Raw genomic sequence first — 19808 nt, 5'->3', positions numbered from 1 at the left:
GCGCAAAAGGAGGTAAGGGAACCATCTGACTGCCATGCAAGCGTTTTAATGGCTGGATAACGGAATATGGCGGGAATTAGAGCTTTTGACAAAGATAATCAATGTGTGGAAAATCAAAATGTCCCGTGATTCGTTTACACAAACACAAAAAAAACGGACCGGACACAAGAGAGAATTATGATAAAGAGCCTGTCGGCGCCTGTTAGCAGGGTGATTAGAACGGGCAATTAAAAAGGGGTCTCAAGGGGGCAGTACCGAAAAATGTTCAACACGATTATGCTTGTATTTCAGATCGTATTCGCATTGCTGGGCTTGTACCAACTGTTTTTGACATGTTTTGGCTGGCACCGCAAAAAAGAAGATTTATCCCATCCGCCGCAAAAAACTTTCGCACTTCTGGTAGCGGCGCATAACGAGGAGCAGGTTGTAGGAGCGCTTATCGAAAATCTCCTGAAGCTGAAGTATCCTCGCGAGCTGTTTGACATTTTTGTCATCTGCGACAACTGCACGGACGGCACGGTCGATATTGTGAACAGCTACGAAGGCGTTTATGCCTGCGTGCGCAATAACAAAAATCAGCGGGGCAAAGGCTATGCCGTGGAATGGATGCTCAAGGAACTGTGGAAGATGCCCAAAAGCTACGACGGCGTTGCGATCTTTGATGCCGACAATCTGGTAGCGACCGATTTCCTGCAGTACATGAACAATGATTTGATTAACGGACACCGCGTTATTCAGGGATACCTGGATACGAAAAACCCGAACGACTCGTGGATCAGCTCGGCGAACGCGATCAACTACTGGTTCTGTAACCGCCTGTGGCAGCTGCCGCGTACGAATCTGGGTCTGGCTAACTTCCTCGGAGGCACGGGCATGTGCTTTGATGCCAAGTTGCTGCAGGAAATGGGCTGGGGAGCAACTAGCCTCGTGGAAGACCTGGAATTTACGGTGCGGTGTATCCAACGGGGTATTTATCCGAAGTTTAATTTCGAAGCGAAAGTGTTCGACGAGAAGCCGATTACGTTCCAGGCATCGGCACGTCAACGCCTGCGCTGGATGCAAGGACATTTCGACGTTACGCGCAAGTACATGCTGCCGCTTTTGTGGCAGGGCATTAAAGAACGCAGCATGACGAAAATCGATGCTTCGCTGTACGTATTTAACGCATATAACTATTTGGCCGGCTTCTTCATTGCAGCGATCATCTGGGGCGACATGCTTCTCTTCGGCGGCAACAATGTGGAATCGGTATACAACCTGCTGCCGATCTGGCTGAGCGTTCCGTATATGGCTTACGTGTTTATCCAGATTCCTTTGTCGATGTACATGGCGAAGGTGCCGTGGAAGCTTTACTTGCGGATTCCGACGTTCCTGCTCTTTACCGTTTCGTGGTGGCCGATTACGGTTCATGCGTTCTTTACGCAAAACAACAAGAAATGGAGCCATACGCAGCATACGCGCGTTATCCGTCTGGAGGACGTGCAAAGCAAACAGCTGTAATAAGACATGACATAATGGGTTGACACATAGAAATCCATTGTGTTATAGTATGTCGGTAACGTTTTTGACAAAACATATTTGCACAAGCAGAAGCACCCGCTTCTCACCTTTCGGTCATGCCGACTGGTTTGCGATAACTGACTAGCTTAACGAGTTGCTTCCCTGGGAGGTAACGAGGGCGGCCACAATCAACGGTTATAACAATGCGGGTTCGTGCGAACCCGCATTTTTTATTTTGCACCAAAACACATAAACATCCTATCTTGGAGGTGGCACGTTATTAGCAGAGAACATCAAATCAACGATGAGATCCGGGCCAGAGAAGTACGACTTGTAGGCGCGGACGGCGAGCAAATCGGTATCAAATCGATCCGTGACGCTATGCAGATGGCAATTGACCTGAGCTTGGATCTGGTGAATGTAGCACCGACGGCTAAACCGCCGGTATGCCGGATTATGGACTACGGTAAGTTCCGTTACGAGCAGCAGAAGAAAGAAAAAGAAGCACGCAAGAATCAAAAAATCGTCGACCTGAAGGAAGTTTGGTTCCGTGCCAACATCGACGAGCATGACTATCAAACGAAATACCGCAACGTTGTGAAGTTCTTGGGCGAAGGCGATAAAGTTAAAGCCTCCGTACGCTTCCGCGGACGGGAAATCGCTCATGCTGCCATCGGCCAGAAAATTCTGGACCGTCTGGCGCAAGAGGTTGCCGAAATATGCAGCGTAGAACGTGCACCGAAGCTGGAAGGCCGGAGCATGATTATGATTTTGGCACCAAAAAGCAACAGTTAAATAAAGGGAGGATAATCGACATGCCTAAAATGAAAACACACAGCAGTCTGAAAGACCGCTTCAAAATTACTGGTACTGGTAAAGTGAAACGCTACAAAGCGTACAGAAACCACTTGCTTTCCCACAAATCCGGTCGTCAAAAACGTGTTCTTGCTGGCCAACCACTGATGGCAGCTGGCGACGTTCGTCGTATTCAACAAGGTCTCGCTAACCTTAAATAGTAGCAATCGTTCAGATAGCTTAATCAAATTCAACCTACGGGAGGTTTCCACTCATGGCAAGAGTTAAAGGCGGTTTTGTCCGCGCTCGTCGTCGTAAAAGAATTCTTAAACTAGCAAAAGGTTATTTCGGTTCGAAACACCGTCTGTTTAAAACAGCAAAGGAGCAAGTTGGTAAGTCGCTTCTTTACGCATACCGTGACCGTCGTCAAAACAAACGCGAATTCCGCAGACTGTGGATCGTTCGTATCAACGCGGCTGCTCGTCAAAACGGTCTTTCCTACAACAAATTCATGTACGGCCTGAAACTGGCTGGCATCGAAGTAAACCGCAAAATGCTGGCTGACCTGGCTGTTAACGACATCAACTCGTTCAACTCCCTTGCTGGCGTTGCAAAAGCGAAAATCAACGCTTAGTTTTAAGCGTGATATAGAGAAGAGGTTGTCCCCGAGGGGGACAACCTCTTTTTTTTGCGTTTTCTTAATCATTTTATTAGCTTTGAGCTACATATCCCTCTCGGAGGAAGGCTGCAGCCGGTAAGCGCGCGGGCTGACGCCGTGATAGGCGCTGAAATGGCGGGTGAACGGATGAATGGACGTATATCCAAGCCGTTCGGCGATAGCCGTTACGGAATAGTCCGTTTCGACGAGCAGCTGGGCAGCCTGCTTCATAAGAAGTCTGTGGCGGTATACCTGCGGCGTAAACCCGGTCTCGCGTTGAAACAAGGAATGGAAGTAGGAGCGCTTGAGGCCGCACATGGCTGCCCAATCCTCGACTTGGGAACGCGTCTCGGGATGCTCGTTCAAATAGGCGAGCAGCTTGACGATCCGGAAATCGCTTGGCTGTCGGGTGTGAACAACGTTGTACCAGCTGAGCATCCAGGCATACAACATGCTGTTCACGAGCTCCGTGCGGTAAAACTGGCTGTTATCGAATTGCCTGGAGAGCGTAACGAAAGCATCGTACAGCCACGGATAAGGCTGCAGCGAGAAAAAGCTTGGCAGGGAGTCCAGCTCCGGGCATTGCTCCTCGCGAGAGCGATACTCCAGCTCGAAGGGCTCCGGGGCATGAATGAATATCCGATTATAGGACTCGTACGTGCCTTCCCATAAGTCGCAGTACAGATTATACGTAGATAAGGGCTGTCCTTGCCGGATATGGAAGGCATGCGGCTCGCCGGGGCGGAGGAAGATGAGAGTTCCTCGTTCAATTGGATAGAGCTTGCCGTTCACCTCCATTTCCCCAGGCCCGTCTACAAACAGGTGAAACGCGTATACGCTGCTGACGCGCAGTTTTTCGTTCCAGCCCCCCACGTACAGATAACGCATGGAATCTCCGACGTAAGGTTTTAATTCATTTATCGTTCTCAACCTTTTCTCCTGCCTTTATTTCCGCAATCCTTATCCTCCGTTATGCCGACCGCAAAAGTTAGCGGATGAATCGTCAAATGATAGGACTGGCGGGCAAATACGTTAATTGTGTTCAATGTTACAATAATGGCGCGATTTGATAAAGGGCCTGCGTTAATAAAACGGACAATTAGCTAAAATTTGAAAGGATGAGCGAAATGAAAATGATATATACCCAGCCGGCCGCAGGCTGGAAGCAGGGACTTCCGCTTGGGAACGGCCAGCTTGGCGCGGTGCTGCATGGCGGCATCAGCAGCGAGACCTGGAATATGACGGAGATCACCTTCTGGTCAGGCAAGCCGGAGCGGTTCGGAGGATCTCCGGATGCCAAGGAAAAGCTGAAGACGATGCGCGAGGCTTTTTTCAATGGCAACTATGTGCTTGGAGACAAGCTGGCCGGCGAGCAGCTGGAGCCCGTAAAAGGAAATTTCGGCACCAATCTTTCCTTGTGCGACGTTCTGATCAGCTATAACGATGAGGGCAGCCAGCTGGTACGCGAGCTGGATCTGGAGAAGGCGGTTGCTGCGGTATCTTACCGAAGCGGTTCCGGAGCGGTAATGCGAAGGGAAACCTTTGTTTCCCATCCGGACGGGGTGCTGGTATCCCGGATTAAAGGGGATCAGGCAGGCTCCGTGTCTCTTGCTCTGAGCATCCGGGGCAGAACAACCACGTTTGATGCCCGGCTGGATGGGCCGGATAAGATTGTTTTCCGCACGCAGGCGACGGAGGACATCCATAGCGACGGCACCTGCGGGGTATGGAGCGAAGGCGCGTTAAAAGCAGTCGTTACAGGCGGGCGGGTAGCTGGAGCTGCCGATTCGGTAACGATCGAGCAAGCCGACGAGGTTGTACTTTATTTTGCCGTAGCAACCGATTACGGTCGAATGGATGAGGCTTGGAAGGCCGAAAGCGCGGAACGGATAGAAGCGGCGGAGGCAAAAGGCTTCGAGAGGCTGCTTAGGGATCATATCGCGGATTACCGGTCGCTCTATGGGCGCGTTGATCTTGATCTTGGCGGATCCAAATCATTTGAATTGCTGCCTACAGACGAACGTATCCGCAAGCTGAGAGCCGGTGAGTCGGCGGATAACGGACTAATCGCGTTGTTTTACCAGTACGGACGGTATTTGACGATTGCCGGTACGCGGGCGGATTCCCGTCTGCCGCTTCATCTGCAGGGACTATGGAATGACGGCGAGGCTAATGCCATGGCCTGGAGCTGCGACTACCATCTGGACGTCAATACGGAGATGAATTATTATCCGACGGAGATCAGCAACCTGGCGGAATGCCATATTCCGCTTATGAATTACATCGAGCAGCTTTCTCATGCGGGGCGTGCGGCAGCGGAAGATTTCTACGGCTGCGAAGGCTGGGTGGCGCATGTATTCTCGAACGCTTGGGGATTCGCCTCGCCTGGCTGGGGACGCTCATGGGGGCTGAACGTAACGGGCGGACTCTGGATTGCAACCCATTTGAAGGAGCATTACGAATATAGCCGGGACCGCGGGTTTTTGACTCGTCAGGCCTACCCGGTTATGAAGGAAGCGGCGCTTTTCTTCCTGGATTATATGACCGTTCATCCGAAATACGGCTGGCTGGTAACCGGCCCGTCGACTTCGCCGGAGAATAGCTTCTATCCGGGACCTGAGGAGCAAGGGGAGCAGCAGCTTTCCATGGGCTCCACGATGGATCAGATGCTGGTCCGCGATTTGTTCGGCTTTGTGCTGGAATCGGCGGAGCTGCTTGCGGTGGACGAAGAGCTGCAGGGGAAGCTCAAGGAAGCCATGGAGCTGCTGCCTCCTCTGCAAATCGGCAAACGCGGACAGCTGCAGGAGTGGCTGGAGGATTACGAGGAAGCGCAGCCGCAGCACCGGCATTTCTCCCATATGTACGGTGTTTATCCGGGGAACCAGATTACGCCCGAGGAGACGCCCGAGCTTGGTCAGGCCATGCGGCAAACGCTGCTTGGACGGATGCTGGTCGATGAGCTGGAGGATATCGAATTTACGGCAGCGTTGTTTGCCCTCGGCTTCTCCAGGCTTCATGACGGCAATCAGGCGGTGAAGCATGTCCGTCATTTGATCGGGGAGCTTTGCTTCGATAATCTGCTGTCCTACTCCAAGCCTGGCGTGGCTGGCGCGGAGACGAATATTTTCGTCATTGACGGCAATTTCGGCGGTACGGCAGCCATCGCGGACATGCTGCTTCAAAGCCATGCGGGCTCCATTCATCTGCTGCCAGCTGTACCGGCGGATTGGGCAACCGGCTCGTACCGGGGGCTTCGGGCTAAGGGGAACGCGGAGGCAGCCGTCAGCTGGGAGAACGGGCAATTGACGGAAGCCGTGATTACCGCTTATTCGGATCTGGAGACGGTTGTGAAATGCGGCGGCAGCCAGATTCATCTGCGGATGGAGGCGGGCAAGCGTTACCGGCTTGACGGCCAGCTGAAGCTGCTTGAGGCTGTAACGGCATAATTGTTCTATACGAAACCGCCAAAGAGGAAGAGCCTTTGAAGGGCTTTACTCCAAACTTTGGCGGTTTGTCGTATGGTTCGTTAAATATTTGGATTGTTCAAGCCCTCTCTCTATTTTACATTGAAAAGGCAAACTGAAAGCGCTTCACCACTTTTGATGCGAACAGGAGGCTTGATGTAATGAAGAGGAAATTTGGGGCATGGTCCGGCAAAGGATGGTTTTTGCTGCTGGCAGCAGTCCTGGTCTTTCAATTGGCTGTAAATCCTTCCGGACGGGAGGTTGAGGCAGCAGGTGCGGAGGTTACCGCTGTAGCTGATGCAGCAGCCGCAGGCAGCTATTCCTTTGAGGCTGAATCCTCCGTCAACACGTTGTCGGGCAAGGCGGAGATCAAGGCATGCGCAGACGCAACCGGCTGCTCGGGCAGCCAAATCGTTGGAGGACTGTGGGGCGGCTCGTCGCTTACCTTTAACGAAGTAACGGTAGATACAGCCGGCGTATATACGATGACGGTCCATTATATTTCGGGAGATCCGAGATCGGTTGGGGTCAGCGTAAACGGAGGTACGATTGATCATTACGATTTGCCGAAGACCGCCGACTGGAATACGCTTGGGGTCTACGAGCTGGAGCTGGAGCTGAAGGCGGGAAGCAACACGATCCGTCTGGACGATGAAGGAGGTTATTCCCCGGACATTGACCGTATTGAGCTTCGCTTGTCGGAAGGCGGTTCAGGCGAGCCTGGCACGGGCACGGCTTACGAGGCGGAAGCGGCGAATAACATTCTGACGGGCAATGCTTCCGTAAGCGGCTGCAGCGCAGCGACCGGCTGCTCGGGCGGCAAAAAGGTTGGCAATCTGTGGGGCGGCTCGACCCTACAATTCCGTGACGTAATGGCGGAGAAAGCAGGCGTGTATACGCTTAGCGTTTCTTACATATCCGGAGACCCGCGTCCGGTATCGATTGCCGTTAACGACGGCTCGTCGGATAACTACGCTTTGCCTAAAACCGAGAACTGGGACACGCTTGGCGTATTCAAGCTGGAGGCCCAGCTGAAGGCGGGGGCAAATACAATCACGTTTAACGATGACGGCGGCTGGTCGCCGGATATCGACAAGATCGAGATTGCTTCTACGGCAAGTTCTGGCGAAGATCCGGGTCCGGTAGACAACATCGGCCAGATCGGCAAAGCGATCGACTCGAAGAAATACGGCTCGATTAAAGTAACCGCTTACGAGAAAGGTGCGACCTTCGTATCCGGCAGCTACAGCATCACTTACAACACGGAGTCGGGTCTTTCCGCGTATGCCTGGAATGGCAAAACGCTTGTAAAAGGCGCTTATGCAAGCGCTCAGCTGGATGATCAGCTGCTGGACAGCCGCAAATACAGCGAGCATAGCTTCAAGCTTGGCAGCGTGGAGAAAATCAAGGACGGACATGGCAAGGGCGTCCGCATCACCGTTGAAAACAAGAGCGAAGGTCTTCCGGTGATGAAACAGATTTACCAGCTGTACGAGGATCAGTCCTACTTCCTTGTATCCCAGCAGGTAGCGGGCAGCTCCACGATCAGCTCGAACGATATGGCTCCGCTTGTCGTGAATGCGAGCGGAGGTGTTGATCTCGGAACCAGCGGCGACAACCGCGTCCTGATCACGCCTTATGACAACGATGCTTGGTCCCGTTATCAGGCGCGTACGATCAACACGGCTCTGAACAACAATAACTACATCAGCTCCGAAATGACGGCGATCTATGACAATACGAGCCGCGCCGGACTTGTTATCGGTTCGGTAACGCATGACGTATGGAAGACCGGTATTTTCTGGAGCGGCTCGAATGACAAGCTGAACAAATTGAAGGTGTATGGCGGCTTCACTTCGCTTACATCCACTCATGACAGCATCGGTCATGGCAAAGTGTCGGGCACAACGATCACCTCTCCTCAAATTGCGGTTGGTTACTACGCGGATTATCGCGATGGACTGGAGAACTACGGGGAAGCCAATGCGGCAGTAGCGCCGCCGCTCAAGTTCGAGAAGGGCGTGCCTTCCGGCGTGCCGGTTGGCTGGAACAGCTGGGGTGCTTACGAAAGCTCGCTCAGCTATGACAAAGTCGTAGAGGTATCGAACTTCTTCAAGGAAAATCTGCAAAAGTCGTTTACGAACAAAGGCACGGTCTATATTAATATGGACTCCTACTGGGATAATTTGACGGAGCAGCAGCTTCGCGACGCGGTGAAGGTTATCCGCAAAAACGGGCAAAAAGCCGGCATTTACTACGGTCCGTTCGTATACTGGGGTGACAACATGTCGCAGCCGGTAGAAGGAACAAACGGCAAGTACACTTACGGCGATATCGTTCTGCGCGACGCGAACGGCAACATTCTTCCTAAAGTAGACGGTGCGTATGCGATTGACCCGACGCATCCGGGTTCGAAGCAGCGTATCGAGTATATTTTCAACAAGTTCCTGGACTATGGCTTTGAATATATTAAGATTGACTTCTTGTCACACGGCTCCTTCGAGGGCAAGCATTATGATCCTAACGTGCAGACCGGTATTCAGGCCTACAATCAAGGAATGGCTCATATCAACAAGACGCTGGGCGGCAAAATGTTCATCAGCGCGTCAATCGCGCCAATGTTCCCTAGCCAATACGCGCACGCAAGACGGATTTCCTGCGATGTCGACGGCTCGCTTGGCCGCACGGAATACCAGCTGAACAACCTGACTTACGGCTGGTGGCAGAACGGTACGATCTATTCTTACACCGATCCGGATTACATGACGCTTGCGAAAGGCGGCTCGTTTAACGCGGCTCAGACGCGGGTTAATGCCGCGGCTATTTCCGGCACCATCTACATGAACTCCGACGACGTCAGCAATGTGGAGACGCAAAAGCTGATGAAATCGCTGCTTACGAACAAAAACGTCAACGATATTGCCCTGATCGGCGAAGCATTCCGTCCGGTTGAAGGCAATACGGGCAACGCTGCGGCAGATATCTTTGTCCTACAGGACAATAAGGACTATTACCTTGCCATGTTTAATTACACGAACGACGCGGTAACCAAAACCGTCGATCTGAAGCGTGCTCTAGGCGTGTCGGCAACAACGAAGGTTGAGCTTACAGACGCTTGGACCAACTCCAAAGTCGAAGCGAAGGATACTCTTGAGGTGAACCTCGACGGCGCTCAATCTAAGTTGTACAAAGTAAAAATCAAGAAATAAACAAAAGGCTGTACCGGGTAAGTACCGGTACAGCCTTTTTGTTATATGGAGTCTAGTCTATTATTTTCCTCCCCACTACACGCGATGCCCCCATGCGCCGACCTTACTATCGCTACGTTGGATTTCGTCCACTAAAATGATGCCGCAATGCGCGAAATAACGCGTACGTTGGATTCTATCGTGCGTAAAAGTCCAAAAGCGGACTTAGACGGCCGAAAATGGCTAATTCCGTTGGATGAACTCCAATGAAGGTTAAATCCGGAGCTCTAATGCATGAAAAACGCTGGGCTATATCCAATGTAGCTGCCTCCGATGGATTAATCTAAAAAAGTAGACGCGGATGCTCTTGCCAATGCGGGGGAGAGGTTTGTCTTTAACAGCAAACGGCTGTGCCGGGTAAACCAAGCACAGCCGTTTAAATGCGTCACCCCAAGTGGTGACGTTCTTTTTGTGGGTTTTAAGAACTTAACCTCTAGGTTAAGTGCAGGCGGAGCAATTGAATGATTCTGGAGAAACGTAGTGGTCGCTTTTGCTCTGGGGATTCCAATCCGCTAGGATTGTTCAAGGAATCCCCGAGCAATGGCGATCGGAAGAACATTCAATTGCGCAGCATGCCCTTTAACCTACCCGTTCTTACTTCCCAGGAATCCGAATCGTCACCGACGTCCCGATTCCCAGGCGACTAAATATCGTCACCCCATACGAATCGCCAAACAGCAGCTTAATCCGGTTATCGACGTTGCGGACGCCGTAGCCCGACAACGTATCCTCGCTTTGCGGCAGATCACCGCTTGGCATCTTCATCCCCATGCCGTCATCGATAACCTTCAGGATGATGTCTTGTCCCTCGCGATAAGCCCGGATAATGATGTTAATGCCGCACTCATGATCCCAGATCGCGTGATTGATGCAGTTTTCCACAAACGGCTGAAGGGTCAGCTTAAGAATCCGGCAAGGCAAGACGGATTCCTCGATATCGTAGTGAACCCGAAGCAGATTGGCGAACCGTACTTGCTGGATCGATACGTAATAACGGGTCAACTGAATCTCCTCGTGGATGGACAGCGTGTTTTTTCCTTTGTTGAGTGAGATCCGGTAAAACTTAGCCAGATCGGTGACCATCTTGTTCATTCGCGGATCATCGTTGCGGATGGCAAGTGACGAGATCGAAGCCAGCGAATTGTACAGGAAATGCGGGTTGATCTGAGCCTGCAACACGTTAAGCTCCGCCTCCCGCTTGTCGATTTCCTTCATGTAGACGTCGGAGATCAGCGAGCTTAGACGCTGGCTCATTTTTCGCAGCGCATTGCCGATTTGACCGATCTCATCCCGTCCAAGCGGCCGGATGTCGATAAGCTCGAAGTCCTCCCGTTCGATGCGGCGGATCATGCCAACAAGCTTTTCCATCCGTTTGGTGAACAGCCGTGCGGTAACATAAATCAAGATAGCCATTAGGCCAAGGCTGACTAACGCGTAAGTGAGTATTCTTTTTGCCGTCAAATGAGCTTTGGACAAGAAGCTGCTGTAAGGAATAAGCGAGACGCTTTTCCAGCCGTATTTGGTCGTATTGTATACGACCAGCACCTTCTCCCCTTTATAAGTGCTGTCGAACCGCCCGTTATTCTCCGCGGGGAACGGTTCAGGCAGGTCGATCGGCTTGTTCAGGATGGTTTTGTCCTTGGCGGACATTACGATGCCTTCTTCATTTATGATAAGCACCGTCTTGTCGCTTGTTTCCTTCTCCATCAGCCGGAAAATATCGGATTCCAGAATATTGATGGTTAATACGCCGTACGGATTGTTCATGCTGCTTATATTGAGCAGCCGCGACAGCGTGAACATCGGAGGCTTGTCAGGCTCGGGAGGGGAGGTGACAAACCTTACGTCCCCAAAGCTGCCGCTGAGCGATTTGTAAGCAAGCGAGCCGCGGAATTTCTGATCCATGGACTTGATGTACATGCCGTCCGTGGGAAGCGTCTCATTATTAATATAGATGCTCATCGAATCGATGTCCGGGTTTGTCGTCAGCATGTTGACGAACGAGTTGTTGATATATTTGTAGGCATCCACAAACAACGACGGATCCTTCGAATAATCATTGGTCAGATAGGCCCGCATATTGGAGTCCAGATACAGCGTTGCGGACAGCTTCGTGTACGTGTCCAGCTTGTTTTCCAGGTTGGAATTGATTTGCGCGACCGTGGAGTTCGTATTTGCGATCATCTGCGAAGAAAGCTCGCTGCGAATCGTCTCGTACGAATATTGAACGAAAAAGAGCAGGGGGAGAATGCCCCCGAGCAAAAACATGACGAACAGCTTCTCGCGAAGCCGCCAATTGTATAAAGGATTTATCAGCCATCCGGCAAGCTTCCTCATGATTCAGACCACTCCAGCCTAAAGTTGCAATTTACGGTATTCGTTGGGCGTACTGCCTTTGTGCTTCTGGAATACCGAACAGAAATAGGAGACATTCTCGTAGCTGACCCGGTGAGCGATATCGCGTACCTTCAGCGACCGGTCCTTCAGCAGCTCCGCCGCGTGATTCATGCGGATTCGGGTCAAGTAATCGAGGATCGTCTCGCCCGTCTTCTCTTTAAAGATGGTCCGCACGTAATTGGGCGACAAATATACTTCCTTGGCGATATCCTCCACCGTAAGGGGCAGATGATAACGCTCGGCAATCAGCTTCATAATCTGCTCCGCAACCGACTGATGGCGGTCAAGGTCGCGCTCGGCTGCAGCTTTCAGCAGCTCCTTGCAGAACCGCAGCGCATAGGCGTGATAATGGGCGATTGTCGGGAGCGACGACAATTCCTTCCAATGATCGGCCAGCATCTGGTCCCGAAGCGGTCCTACCATAAGAGAGGCAAAATGCTGCTCCAGAACGGACAGCAGCTGAATAACCGCTCGGACTGCATAGTTCCGCTCGATCCGTTCCTGACGCATGCCGGAGAACCAGTCGTCCAGCAATTGGCCAGCGCGTTCGGCATCGCCGGCTTGCACGGCCGCAATAAGAGAAGCCGAGGTCGCGTCGACCGAGATATCGGTCTGCTTCACATTTTCGCCGGTTCCGCCGCGGATAACGGAACCAGCTTGCCGGTATAGCTTCTCTTCATTGAGACGCTGCGACTCTTCGAACGCCTCTTTCAACAGATGAAATCCTTTGTAAGGGCCGGACAGGCCGATGGTCGCGAAGGCTTCTCCCTCCGAAGTTGCGGCCAGCAGCTCCTCCCGCAGCAGCTCCCAATAAGCCGTCTCCCATTGCTGGGGTTTTCCTTGAAAGAGGACAAACAGCGTGCTTGGTCCGGTCTCAAGTACAATAGCGGCATCCAATCTCCGCCGCAGCAAAGCGCGGGCTGCTTCCGCAGCATCCGCGGTCAGAATGGAGGAAGAGGCCGGCTGCGCCTGTTCTCCGTCTAATCCGCCAGCTGAGAACGCGGGAGACTCCACCGTCATGTAAGCGGCGCCAAAAGCCTGATGAGAGAGAAAGCCGGAAGCTCCGTTCTCCCATTGCCTTATCCACTCCATCCGGCGCTCCGGTGAAGGCTCGCGGACGATACGCAGCAGCAGCCTCTCGAGCTGCCAGCCGCCGCCTTCGCTTGCCAGCTGTTCCTCTTCGAATTTCTTCTTCACTTTCGCAAGGAGCAGTAGCAGCTCCTCCATATCGATCGGCTTCAGCAAATAGCCGGCTGCTTCGATATTAAGAGCGGACTTGATATATTGGAATTCGTTATGTCCGCTTAGATAGATGATTTTTACGCTTTTGTCGATTTGCTTCGCGCGCCTTCCGAATTCCAACCCGTCCATAATGGGCATGCGCACATCCGTAACGATGATATCCGGTTTCAGCTCGGTAAGCTTTGCCAGCGCTTCCTTCCCGTTGCGTGCTGTCCCAACGACCTGAATGCCGGCCTGCTCCCAAGGAACGTAATGCTCCATGGTTTCCAGCTCGATCGCTTCATCGTCAACCAGAAGTACTGTATACATGTCGGCACCGCCTTTTTCAATAGAAATAAAACCTCATGCTGTACGATGATTCTAGTTTAACGGGTATGCCGTTATTCAACAATGGAGCAAACGGAAGTGTGTGGGTTTGGAGCATGAATCGGTAGATCTTAATATAGAACGGTCCAAATGCCGGGCTATAATTAAGTCCATAAAGCGATGCAAACGGAAACTATATTCACGGGAGGGCAACACGATGAACATGCAAACGAAAGCGCATCCACAAAGCACCGGAGCGCTTGCCGTCAAGAGAAACAAAGGCGGTCTGCTGGCGAGGCTCAAGGAACAGCGACTGCTTTACGTGCTGATGCTGCCCGCCATTATCCTGACTCTGATGTTCTCCTACGTGCCGATGTTCGGGCTGTATATGGCCTTCATCAATTATCAGCCGGGCGGGGGATCGTTCTTTAAACAATTTTTCACGACAGAGTTTGTAGGCTGGCAATGGTTTGAATACTTCTTCACGAACGGCGATTTCGTACGGATCATGCGCAATACGCTGGCGCAAAGCTTCCTGTCGCTGCTCTTCGGATTCCCGATGCCAATCATTCTGGCGCTTATGATCAATGAGCTGCGAAACGGCTGGTTCAAACGCACGTTCCAGACCGTCTCCTACATGCCGCATTTTATTTCCTGGGTTATCGCGGCGAACATTATTATTACGATGCTCTCGTCGGGCGGCGTAGTCAATAACATACTGACCGGCCTTCATATCGTAAATGAGCCGATCCAGTTCATGCAGAAGGGCCATCTCTTCTGGTGGATTATTGCCTTCGGGAATGCCTGGAAGGACATGGGGTTTAACGCCATTATGTATCTGGCTGCGATTTCGGCGATCAACCCCGAATTATATGAGGTGGCCAAGGTCGACGGCGCAAGCCGCCTGAAGCAAATGCTTCATATCACGCTGCCGTCCATACGGCCGACTATTATCATTCTGGCGATTCTCGCGATTGGCGGTATTTTGAACGCCGGCTTTGACCAGCAGTACCTGCTCCAGAACAATACGGTTATGGAATACTCGGAAGTTATCGATACCTACACTTACAAATACGGTCTGCAAAACGGGATGTTCTCCTACGGGGCTGCCGTCGGATTGTTCAAATCGCTCGTGGCTTTCGTCCTTGTCATAAGCGTAAATCAGATGGCCAAGAAAATGGAACAGCAGTCGTTGTTCTAGAACATTAACGCAAAGAGGAGAACACGCTATGGTGAAAGACAAAAAAGATTTTCTGTTTATGGCTGCCGTCTACGCATTTATCGTTGCGATATTCGTAGTTACGTTTTATCCTTTCTGGAATATTTTCATCATTTCGTTAAATAGTGCGGAAGATACTCTTCGAGGCCATCTATATCTGTGGCCAAGGGAATTCAGCCTGAAAAGCTACGAGCAAATACTCGGCGACAGCGAGATTTGGACAGCAATCCGGGTTACCCTGCTTCGTACGGTCATCGGCACCCCGCTTGCCGTTCTTACGATCAGCATGCTGGCGTTTGCGCTCAGCAAGAAGGAGCTTGTTGCCAACCGATTCTGGACGTTATACTTCGTCTTTACGATGTATTTTGGCGGCGGACTTATTCCGTACTACATGGTACTCAAAAGCTATCATCTGATCGACAATTTTATGGTGTTCATCGTGCCGGGCTTAATGAACGTGTTCTATATGATCATCGTCCGGACGTTTATGCAGGGGCTGCCGCAGGAGTTGGATGAGTCGGCAAAGATGGACGGAGCGAATTATCTACAGATTTTCTTCCGCATCATTTTGCCGCTGACAACGCCGGTACTCGCAACCATCGGCTTGTTCACGGCGATCAGCCACTGGAATTCCTGGTTTGACTCGTATGTATTTACGTATAACCCGGATTTAAAGACGCTGCAGGCCGTGCTTGTAAAAATCCTTAACCAGTACCAGACGGGTTCCATGGTTGGCGATGCGCAAGCGATGGCGAATTCGGCGAAACGCATGCAGGTATCGCCGGATACGATCCGAATGGCGGCTACCATGGTTGCAACGCTTCCTATTATTATGGTTTATCCGTTCCTGCAAAAATATTTCGTTAAAGGAATGACGCTGGGCGCGGTTAAAAGCTAATCCGCCCGGCTTAGCCGGACCAGATTACTTGTGAGGAGGTGTGTCCCGGCCGGGGATGCCCTGGCAGCTTGCCAATGCTATTATAAGTCCAAGATCAATCATAGGGGGATTACAGTATGAACTCGAAAAAATGGATGCTGTCTTTGCTTACAGCCGTTATGTCGGTTTCCTTGATTTCTGCTTGTTCTTCGAATTCATCGGATAAACCGAGCAGCAACTCGAACACGGGATCGGCGAATACCGGTACCAATGACAGCGCAACAAAGGATCCAAGCACGGACCCGATTACGATTACCTTCTTTGATAAAAATACAGGCGACAAGTTCGACAATGCGATCGCCAAAGAGATTACGAAGCGTACCGGCGTTACAATCGAGATTCAGCAGCCGACGGGCAACCCGACGGAAAAGCTGAACCTGATGCTGGCGAGCGACGATTTGCCCGACATGATCATGTTCGACCGCTCCAGCGATCTGGTAGCGAAATATACGGAAGCAGGCTCGATTATCCCGCTCGACGATCTTATCGAGAAATACGGTCCGGATGTCAAAGAAATGTACGGCGACGTTCTGAACAAAACGCGTTTCAAAGACGGCAAGAACTACTACCTGTCCAACTGGTACGGTCTTGAGCATGAACCGGTGTTTGGCTTCAACATGCGCAAAGACATCGTGAAGGAGCTTGCTCCGGATAAAGCGGATGGCGGCGTGCCGTTTACGCAAAGCGAATTCAAGCAGCTTCTGACGGACTTCAAAGCGAAATATCCGCAAATGGACGGCAAGGATACAATCGCTCTGACGATGGACGGCGAGAACTGGGGCGGAACGCTTGGCACGTTCAAAGGGATGTTTGGCCTGATGCCTTATTACGAGCATGACGGCAAGCTGCAATATGACGTGAAGGATCCGAAGTACAAGGATATGATTCTGTACATGAACGATCTGTACCGTTCCGGTCTTATGGATAAGGAGTGGGCGATCAACAAACGTCAAGTGTGGGAGCAAAAAATCGCGACAGGCACGATTTTCTCCTCGACAGGCGCTTATTGGGATCTTGGCAACTCCAACACCATCCTCAAAAAGGATAAAGGCGAAGACTCGCAGCTGTTCGCGTACAAAGTGGTTGCAGACGGCGTAGATCCTTCGAAAACAACTTACGGCGGCCGCAGCTCGCTTGGCTGGGATGCGATTGCGATCACGAAGAAGAACAAAAATCCGGAACGCACGATGCAATTCATTAACTTCCTCGCAAGCGAAGAGGGTCAATACCTGCTCATGTGGGGTATCGAAGGCGTGCATTGGGATATGAAGGACGGCAAGCATGTACCGCGTCCGGAAACCCTGCAAGCGTTCAAAGACGACTGGGCTGCCTATACGAAAGAAACGGGTATCCGCAAGTGGACTTGGTTCATCAAGAACGGCCCTGGCAAAGACGGTACGCCTTATGACCTTCCAGGTCGTTACGAGCGCGCTCCGGTTGACCAAATGGCAATCAAAAACCTGTCGGACAGCGTATTCGATACCGCGATTTACGACGGCATAAGCCCGCAAGGCGGCACGCCGGAAGCTCTGTCCGAGCAAAAAATCAGCGATATTACGAAGCAGGCGATCACAAAAGCGATTATGGCGCCTACGGCAGACGAAGCAAGCTCGATTTTCGACAAAATGCTGTCGGATATGAAAGCTGCTGGAGACGAAAAAGTTGAAGCGGTCTACACAACGAATTACGATGCCCGCAAACAGCTGTGGAATTAATTTGGATCTAATATTTTTATAGACAGTAGAAGGGGAAGGCCAGCTGTGCTGGCCTTTTTCCTTCCATAATCATCAAGCTATGAATCTATGGAAGAATGGGAGCGAAGAAATGATGACGACGGAGATGGGGCAATTCAAGCTGGAGCAGGCTTCGGGAACGTTTGCGGCGGATAACGGGCTGCTGAAAGTAACGGCAAATACGGAAGACGGCACGCTTGCGCTTGCCTGGAAGAGCGGCCAGACGATGACGGGCTTTTACGCGGAAGCGCGTGTTGGGGGAGCCGTTGTCCGTTCTTCCTGGTACGGTGGACATGCGGTTCAGGAAAGCTTGGTGCAAGAGGTTGAGGACGGCTTTGGCAAAGGGATTCGTTTCAGCTTTGAGCATACGGAGCCGGGCAAGCCTTCGCTGAAGCAGCACATCCGCTTGTATCAGGGACTGCCTTACGCTTTGATAGAGCTTGAGGCGGCAGACTCCCAGGAATGGGAAACCAATGAATTGACACCTCTTGCTTCCTATCTGAATGACAACGGCGTGCTTGATTTCGGCGATGGCTCGAAGGAAGAAATCCGCTCGCTGTTTATTCCGTTCGATAACGATAAATGGGTGCGTTTTGGTTCTCACGCCAATCCGTCCAGCGTCCGCAGCTATGAAGTGACGGCTGTCTACCGCGCCGAATCGCGCCGCGGCTTCGTAATCGGCTCGGTTACCCATGATACATGGAAAACGGCCATTGACGTGGAAGGAACCTTCACCGAAGCCATTGGGCGCCTTCGGGTAATCTCCGGCGTCTCGGATTTGCAGACTCGCGATACGGTTCCGCATGGCTCGCTCCGCGGCACCTCCATTGTCTCGCCGACGATTCTTGTAGGCGCTTACGACGATTACCGCGAAGGTATGGAGGCTTACGGCAAAGCCAATGCGATCATTCAGCCTGCGCTTTCCTGGAGCGGCGGCGTTCCGATGGGCTGGAACAGCTGGTCGGCCGTTATGACGAAGCTGGACTATGACGTATATACGCATACTTCCGATTTCTTTGCGAAAGAGCTGCAGCCAAACGGGTTTGCCGACCAGGAAGGCAGCCTGTACGTCAACTTCGACGCTTTCTCGGATAATCTGAAGGAAGGCGAGCTTGAAGATGCGGTACGCCGCGTGAAGGCTAACGGCCAGAAGCCGGGAACGTACTACACGCCGTTTGCGTTCTGGGGCAGCAACCCGGATACGCCGGTGGAAGGCACGAACGGTGCGGTTCTGTACCGGGAAATTTTGCTGAAGGACGGGGCTGGCAATCCGCTTCCGAAGCTGGACGGGGCATTCCCGATCGATCCTACGCATCCTGAAGCGATTGCGCGCATTATGCGCAAGCTTGATGATGTGGTAGCTGCCGGCTTTGAGTACTTAAAAATGGACTTCCTGGCGCATGGCGCAATGGAAGGCGTTCATCACGATCCTTCCGTACGCACCGGCATCCAGGCGTATAACTACGGCATGGCGGCAATCGCGGAAGCGTTAAGCCCGGAGAAGCTTGGCCGTCCGTTCCTGATCAATCTGTCCATCGCACCGTTGTTCCCGCACGGATACGCGCATAGCAGACGCGTATCCTGCGATGCCTTCGGCATGATCGGCGACACGGAATATATGCTTAACGCGCTGACGTACGGATGGTGGATCAGCGACAATCTTTACCGCTTTAACGATCCGGACCATATCGTCCTGTACAAGAGCGACAATCAGCGGGCGACGACGGAGCATGAAGGCCGCAGCCGTCTGAGCTCCGGCGTTATTTCCGGTACTTCGCTGCTGCTTGGCGATGATTACCGGTTGGAGGAAGCGGCGGAACGCGCTAAAGCCTGGATGACGAACCGGGAAGTCATGGCGCTGGCAAGACGCGGCGAGTCCTTCCGTCCGGCCGAAGGCCGAAGCGGCATGGGCGGCGAGGATCTGTATTCGCTCACTGGCGATGGCGGTACATGGGTGGCCGTCTTCAACTTTGACGGGGAAAACGGGAAGTCGAAGGCAATCGATCTGTCCCGCGTCGGCATCGACGGCGCGAAAGGCCTGACGGTCCGCGATTTGTGGAGCGGGGAATCGTACAGCCTGAAGCCGGGCGCCTCCGAGCATACGGTTGAGCTGGAGCCCGCCGAGTCGAAGCTGTTGTTCTATATTTAAAAGAAGAAGCGGTGCAGGAACCATACCTGCACCGTTTATTTTTGGCGGCCTGCTGTCTGCTGCAGGTTGTCTCATCTCTATCACAATCTCCTTCAAGGAAAATAGAACACCCCGATCACAGCACGAGTACGCGTGCTGAAATCGGGGTGTTCTTCATCCC

General features: G+C 52.2%; 13 protein-coding genes and 1 other annotated feature. Of the genes, 10 read left to right on the top strand and 3 right to left on the bottom strand.

The window, feature by feature from the left end:
- The first annotated feature begins 261 nt into the window (after positions 1–261).
- The 4 genes from WFJ73_RS19335 (at position 262) to rplT (ending at position 2929) form a co-directional block, all read left to right on the top strand.
- On the top strand, positions 262–1500 hold the full coding sequence (locus tag WFJ73_RS19335) for a glycosyltransferase family 2 protein (protein WP_336774609.1): 1239 nt from the start codon (positions 262–264) through the stop codon (positions 1498–1500).
- 78 nt (positions 1501–1578) lie between these two features.
- Positions 1579–1739: a sequence feature (ribosomal protein L20 leader region), on the top strand.
- Between the two features lie 16 nt (positions 1740–1755).
- Positions 1756–2295, top strand: coding sequence for a translation initiation factor IF-3 (infC, locus tag WFJ73_RS19330; RefSeq protein WP_174806518.1), 540 nt, complete (start codon positions 1756–1758; stop codon positions 2293–2295).
- Between the two features lie 20 nt (positions 2296–2315).
- Positions 2316–2516 (top strand): 50S ribosomal protein L35, encoded by a 201-nt coding sequence (rpmI, locus tag WFJ73_RS19325; RefSeq protein WP_015842912.1) that lies wholly within the window; start codon positions 2316–2318, stop codon positions 2514–2516.
- A 53-nt stretch (positions 2517–2569) separates the two neighbouring features.
- On the top strand, positions 2570–2929 hold the full coding sequence (rplT, locus tag WFJ73_RS19320) for a 50S ribosomal protein L20 (protein ID WP_127490829.1): 360 nt from the start codon (positions 2570–2572) through the stop codon (positions 2927–2929).
- 87 nt (positions 2930–3016) lie between these two features.
- Here rplT and WFJ73_RS19315 read toward each other — a convergent pair whose 3' ends face one another.
- Positions 3017–3883, bottom strand: a complete 867-nt coding sequence (locus WFJ73_RS19315) for a helix-turn-helix domain-containing protein (protein WP_336774608.1) — start codon at positions 3881–3883, stop codon at positions 3017–3019.
- 197 nt (positions 3884–4080) lie between these two features.
- Between WFJ73_RS19315 and WFJ73_RS19310 the strand changes: the two genes are divergently transcribed.
- Positions 4081–6399: a glycoside hydrolase family 95 protein gene (locus WFJ73_RS19310; RefSeq protein ID WP_336774607.1), complete on the top strand. Its 2319-nt coding sequence runs from the start codon at positions 4081–4083 to the stop codon at positions 6397–6399.
- Positions 6400–6578: 179 nt separating this feature from the next.
- Positions 6579–9626, top strand: a complete 3048-nt coding sequence (locus WFJ73_RS19305; protein ID WP_336774606.1) for a CBM35 domain-containing protein — start codon at positions 6579–6581, stop codon at positions 9624–9626.
- Between the two features lie 633 nt (positions 9627–10259).
- Here the strand turns inward: WFJ73_RS19305 and WFJ73_RS19300 are convergent.
- Both WFJ73_RS19300 and WFJ73_RS19295 read right to left on the bottom strand, forming a co-directional pair.
- Complete coding sequence (locus WFJ73_RS19300) at positions 10260–12002, bottom strand: sensor histidine kinase (RefSeq protein ID WP_336774605.1); 1743 nt, start codon at positions 12000–12002, stop codon at positions 10260–10262.
- 18 nt (positions 12003–12020) lie between these two features.
- Positions 12021–13613 (bottom strand): response regulator, encoded by a 1593-nt coding sequence (locus WFJ73_RS19295; RefSeq protein WP_336774604.1) that lies wholly within the window; start codon positions 13611–13613, stop codon positions 12021–12023.
- A gap of 214 nt (positions 13614–13827) precedes the next feature.
- Here WFJ73_RS19295 and WFJ73_RS19290 point away from each other — a divergent pair, with 214 nt between their 5' ends.
- The 4 genes from WFJ73_RS19290 (at position 13828) to WFJ73_RS19275 (ending at position 19648) form a co-directional block, all read left to right on the top strand.
- The gene (locus tag WFJ73_RS19290; RefSeq protein WP_336774603.1) at positions 13828–14811 is read left to right on the top strand and encodes an ABC transporter permease; all 984 of its coding nucleotides are present in this window, start codon (positions 13828–13830) and stop codon (positions 14809–14811) included.
- Between the two features lie 28 nt (positions 14812–14839).
- Positions 14840–15727, top strand: a complete 888-nt coding sequence (locus WFJ73_RS19285; protein WP_336774602.1) for a carbohydrate ABC transporter permease — start codon at positions 14840–14842, stop codon at positions 15725–15727.
- Between the two features lie 116 nt (positions 15728–15843).
- Entirely contained in the window at positions 15844–17481 is a 1638-nt protein-coding gene (locus tag WFJ73_RS19280; RefSeq protein WP_336774601.1) for an ABC transporter substrate-binding protein, read from the top strand.
- A gap of 109 nt (positions 17482–17590) precedes the next feature.
- On the top strand, positions 17591–19648 hold the full coding sequence (locus tag WFJ73_RS19275) for an alpha-galactosidase (protein ID WP_336774600.1): 2058 nt from the start codon (positions 17591–17593) through the stop codon (positions 19646–19648).
- Positions 19649–19808 lie beyond the last annotated feature (160 nt).

The organism is Paenibacillus sp. MMO-58 (assembly GCF_037146255.1).
Taxonomy (GTDB): domain Bacteria; phylum Bacillota; class Bacilli; order Paenibacillales; family Paenibacillaceae; genus Pristimantibacillus.
The sequence above is the reverse complement of the archived record's forward strand: the minus strand, read 5'-3'. Positions and strand labels throughout refer to the sequence as shown.

What these genes read in the sequence shown, in the direction of transcription:
- WFJ73_RS19335 (WP_336774609.1), top strand. Translation starts at nt 262, where the DNA reads ATGTTCAACACGATTATGCTTGTATTTCAGATCGTATTCGCATTGCTG.
- rpmI (WP_015842912.1), top strand. Translation starts at nt 2,316, where the DNA reads ATGCCTAAAATGAAAACACACAGCAGTCTGAAAGACCGCTTCAAAATT.
- rplT (WP_127490829.1), top strand. Translation starts at nt 2,570, where the DNA reads ATGGCAAGAGTTAAAGGCGGTTTTGTCCGCGCTCGTCGTCGTAAAAGA.
- WFJ73_RS19310 (WP_336774607.1), top strand. Translation starts at nt 4,081, where the DNA reads ATGAAAATGATATATACCCAGCCGGCCGCAGGCTGGAAGCAGGGACTT.
- WFJ73_RS19305 (WP_336774606.1), top strand. Translation starts at nt 6,579, where the DNA reads ATGAAGAGGAAATTTGGGGCATGGTCCGGCAAAGGATGGTTTTTGCTG.
- WFJ73_RS19300 (WP_336774605.1), bottom strand. Translation starts at nt 12,002, where the DNA reads ATGAGGAAGCTTGCCGGATGGCTGATAAATCCTTTATACAATTGGCGG.
- WFJ73_RS19295 (WP_336774604.1), bottom strand. Translation starts at nt 13,613, where the DNA reads ATGTATACAGTACTTCTGGTTGACGATGAAGCGATCGAGCTGGAAACC.
- WFJ73_RS19290 (WP_336774603.1), top strand. Translation starts at nt 13,828, where the DNA reads ATGAACATGCAAACGAAAGCGCATCCACAAAGCACCGGAGCGCTTGCC.
- WFJ73_RS19285 (WP_336774602.1), top strand. Translation starts at nt 14,840, where the DNA reads ATGGTGAAAGACAAAAAAGATTTTCTGTTTATGGCTGCCGTCTACGCA.
- WFJ73_RS19280 (WP_336774601.1), top strand. Translation starts at nt 15,844, where the DNA reads ATGAACTCGAAAAAATGGATGCTGTCTTTGCTTACAGCCGTTATGTCG.
- WFJ73_RS19275 (WP_336774600.1), top strand. Translation starts at nt 17,591, where the DNA reads ATGATGACGACGGAGATGGGGCAATTCAAGCTGGAGCAGGCTTCGGGA.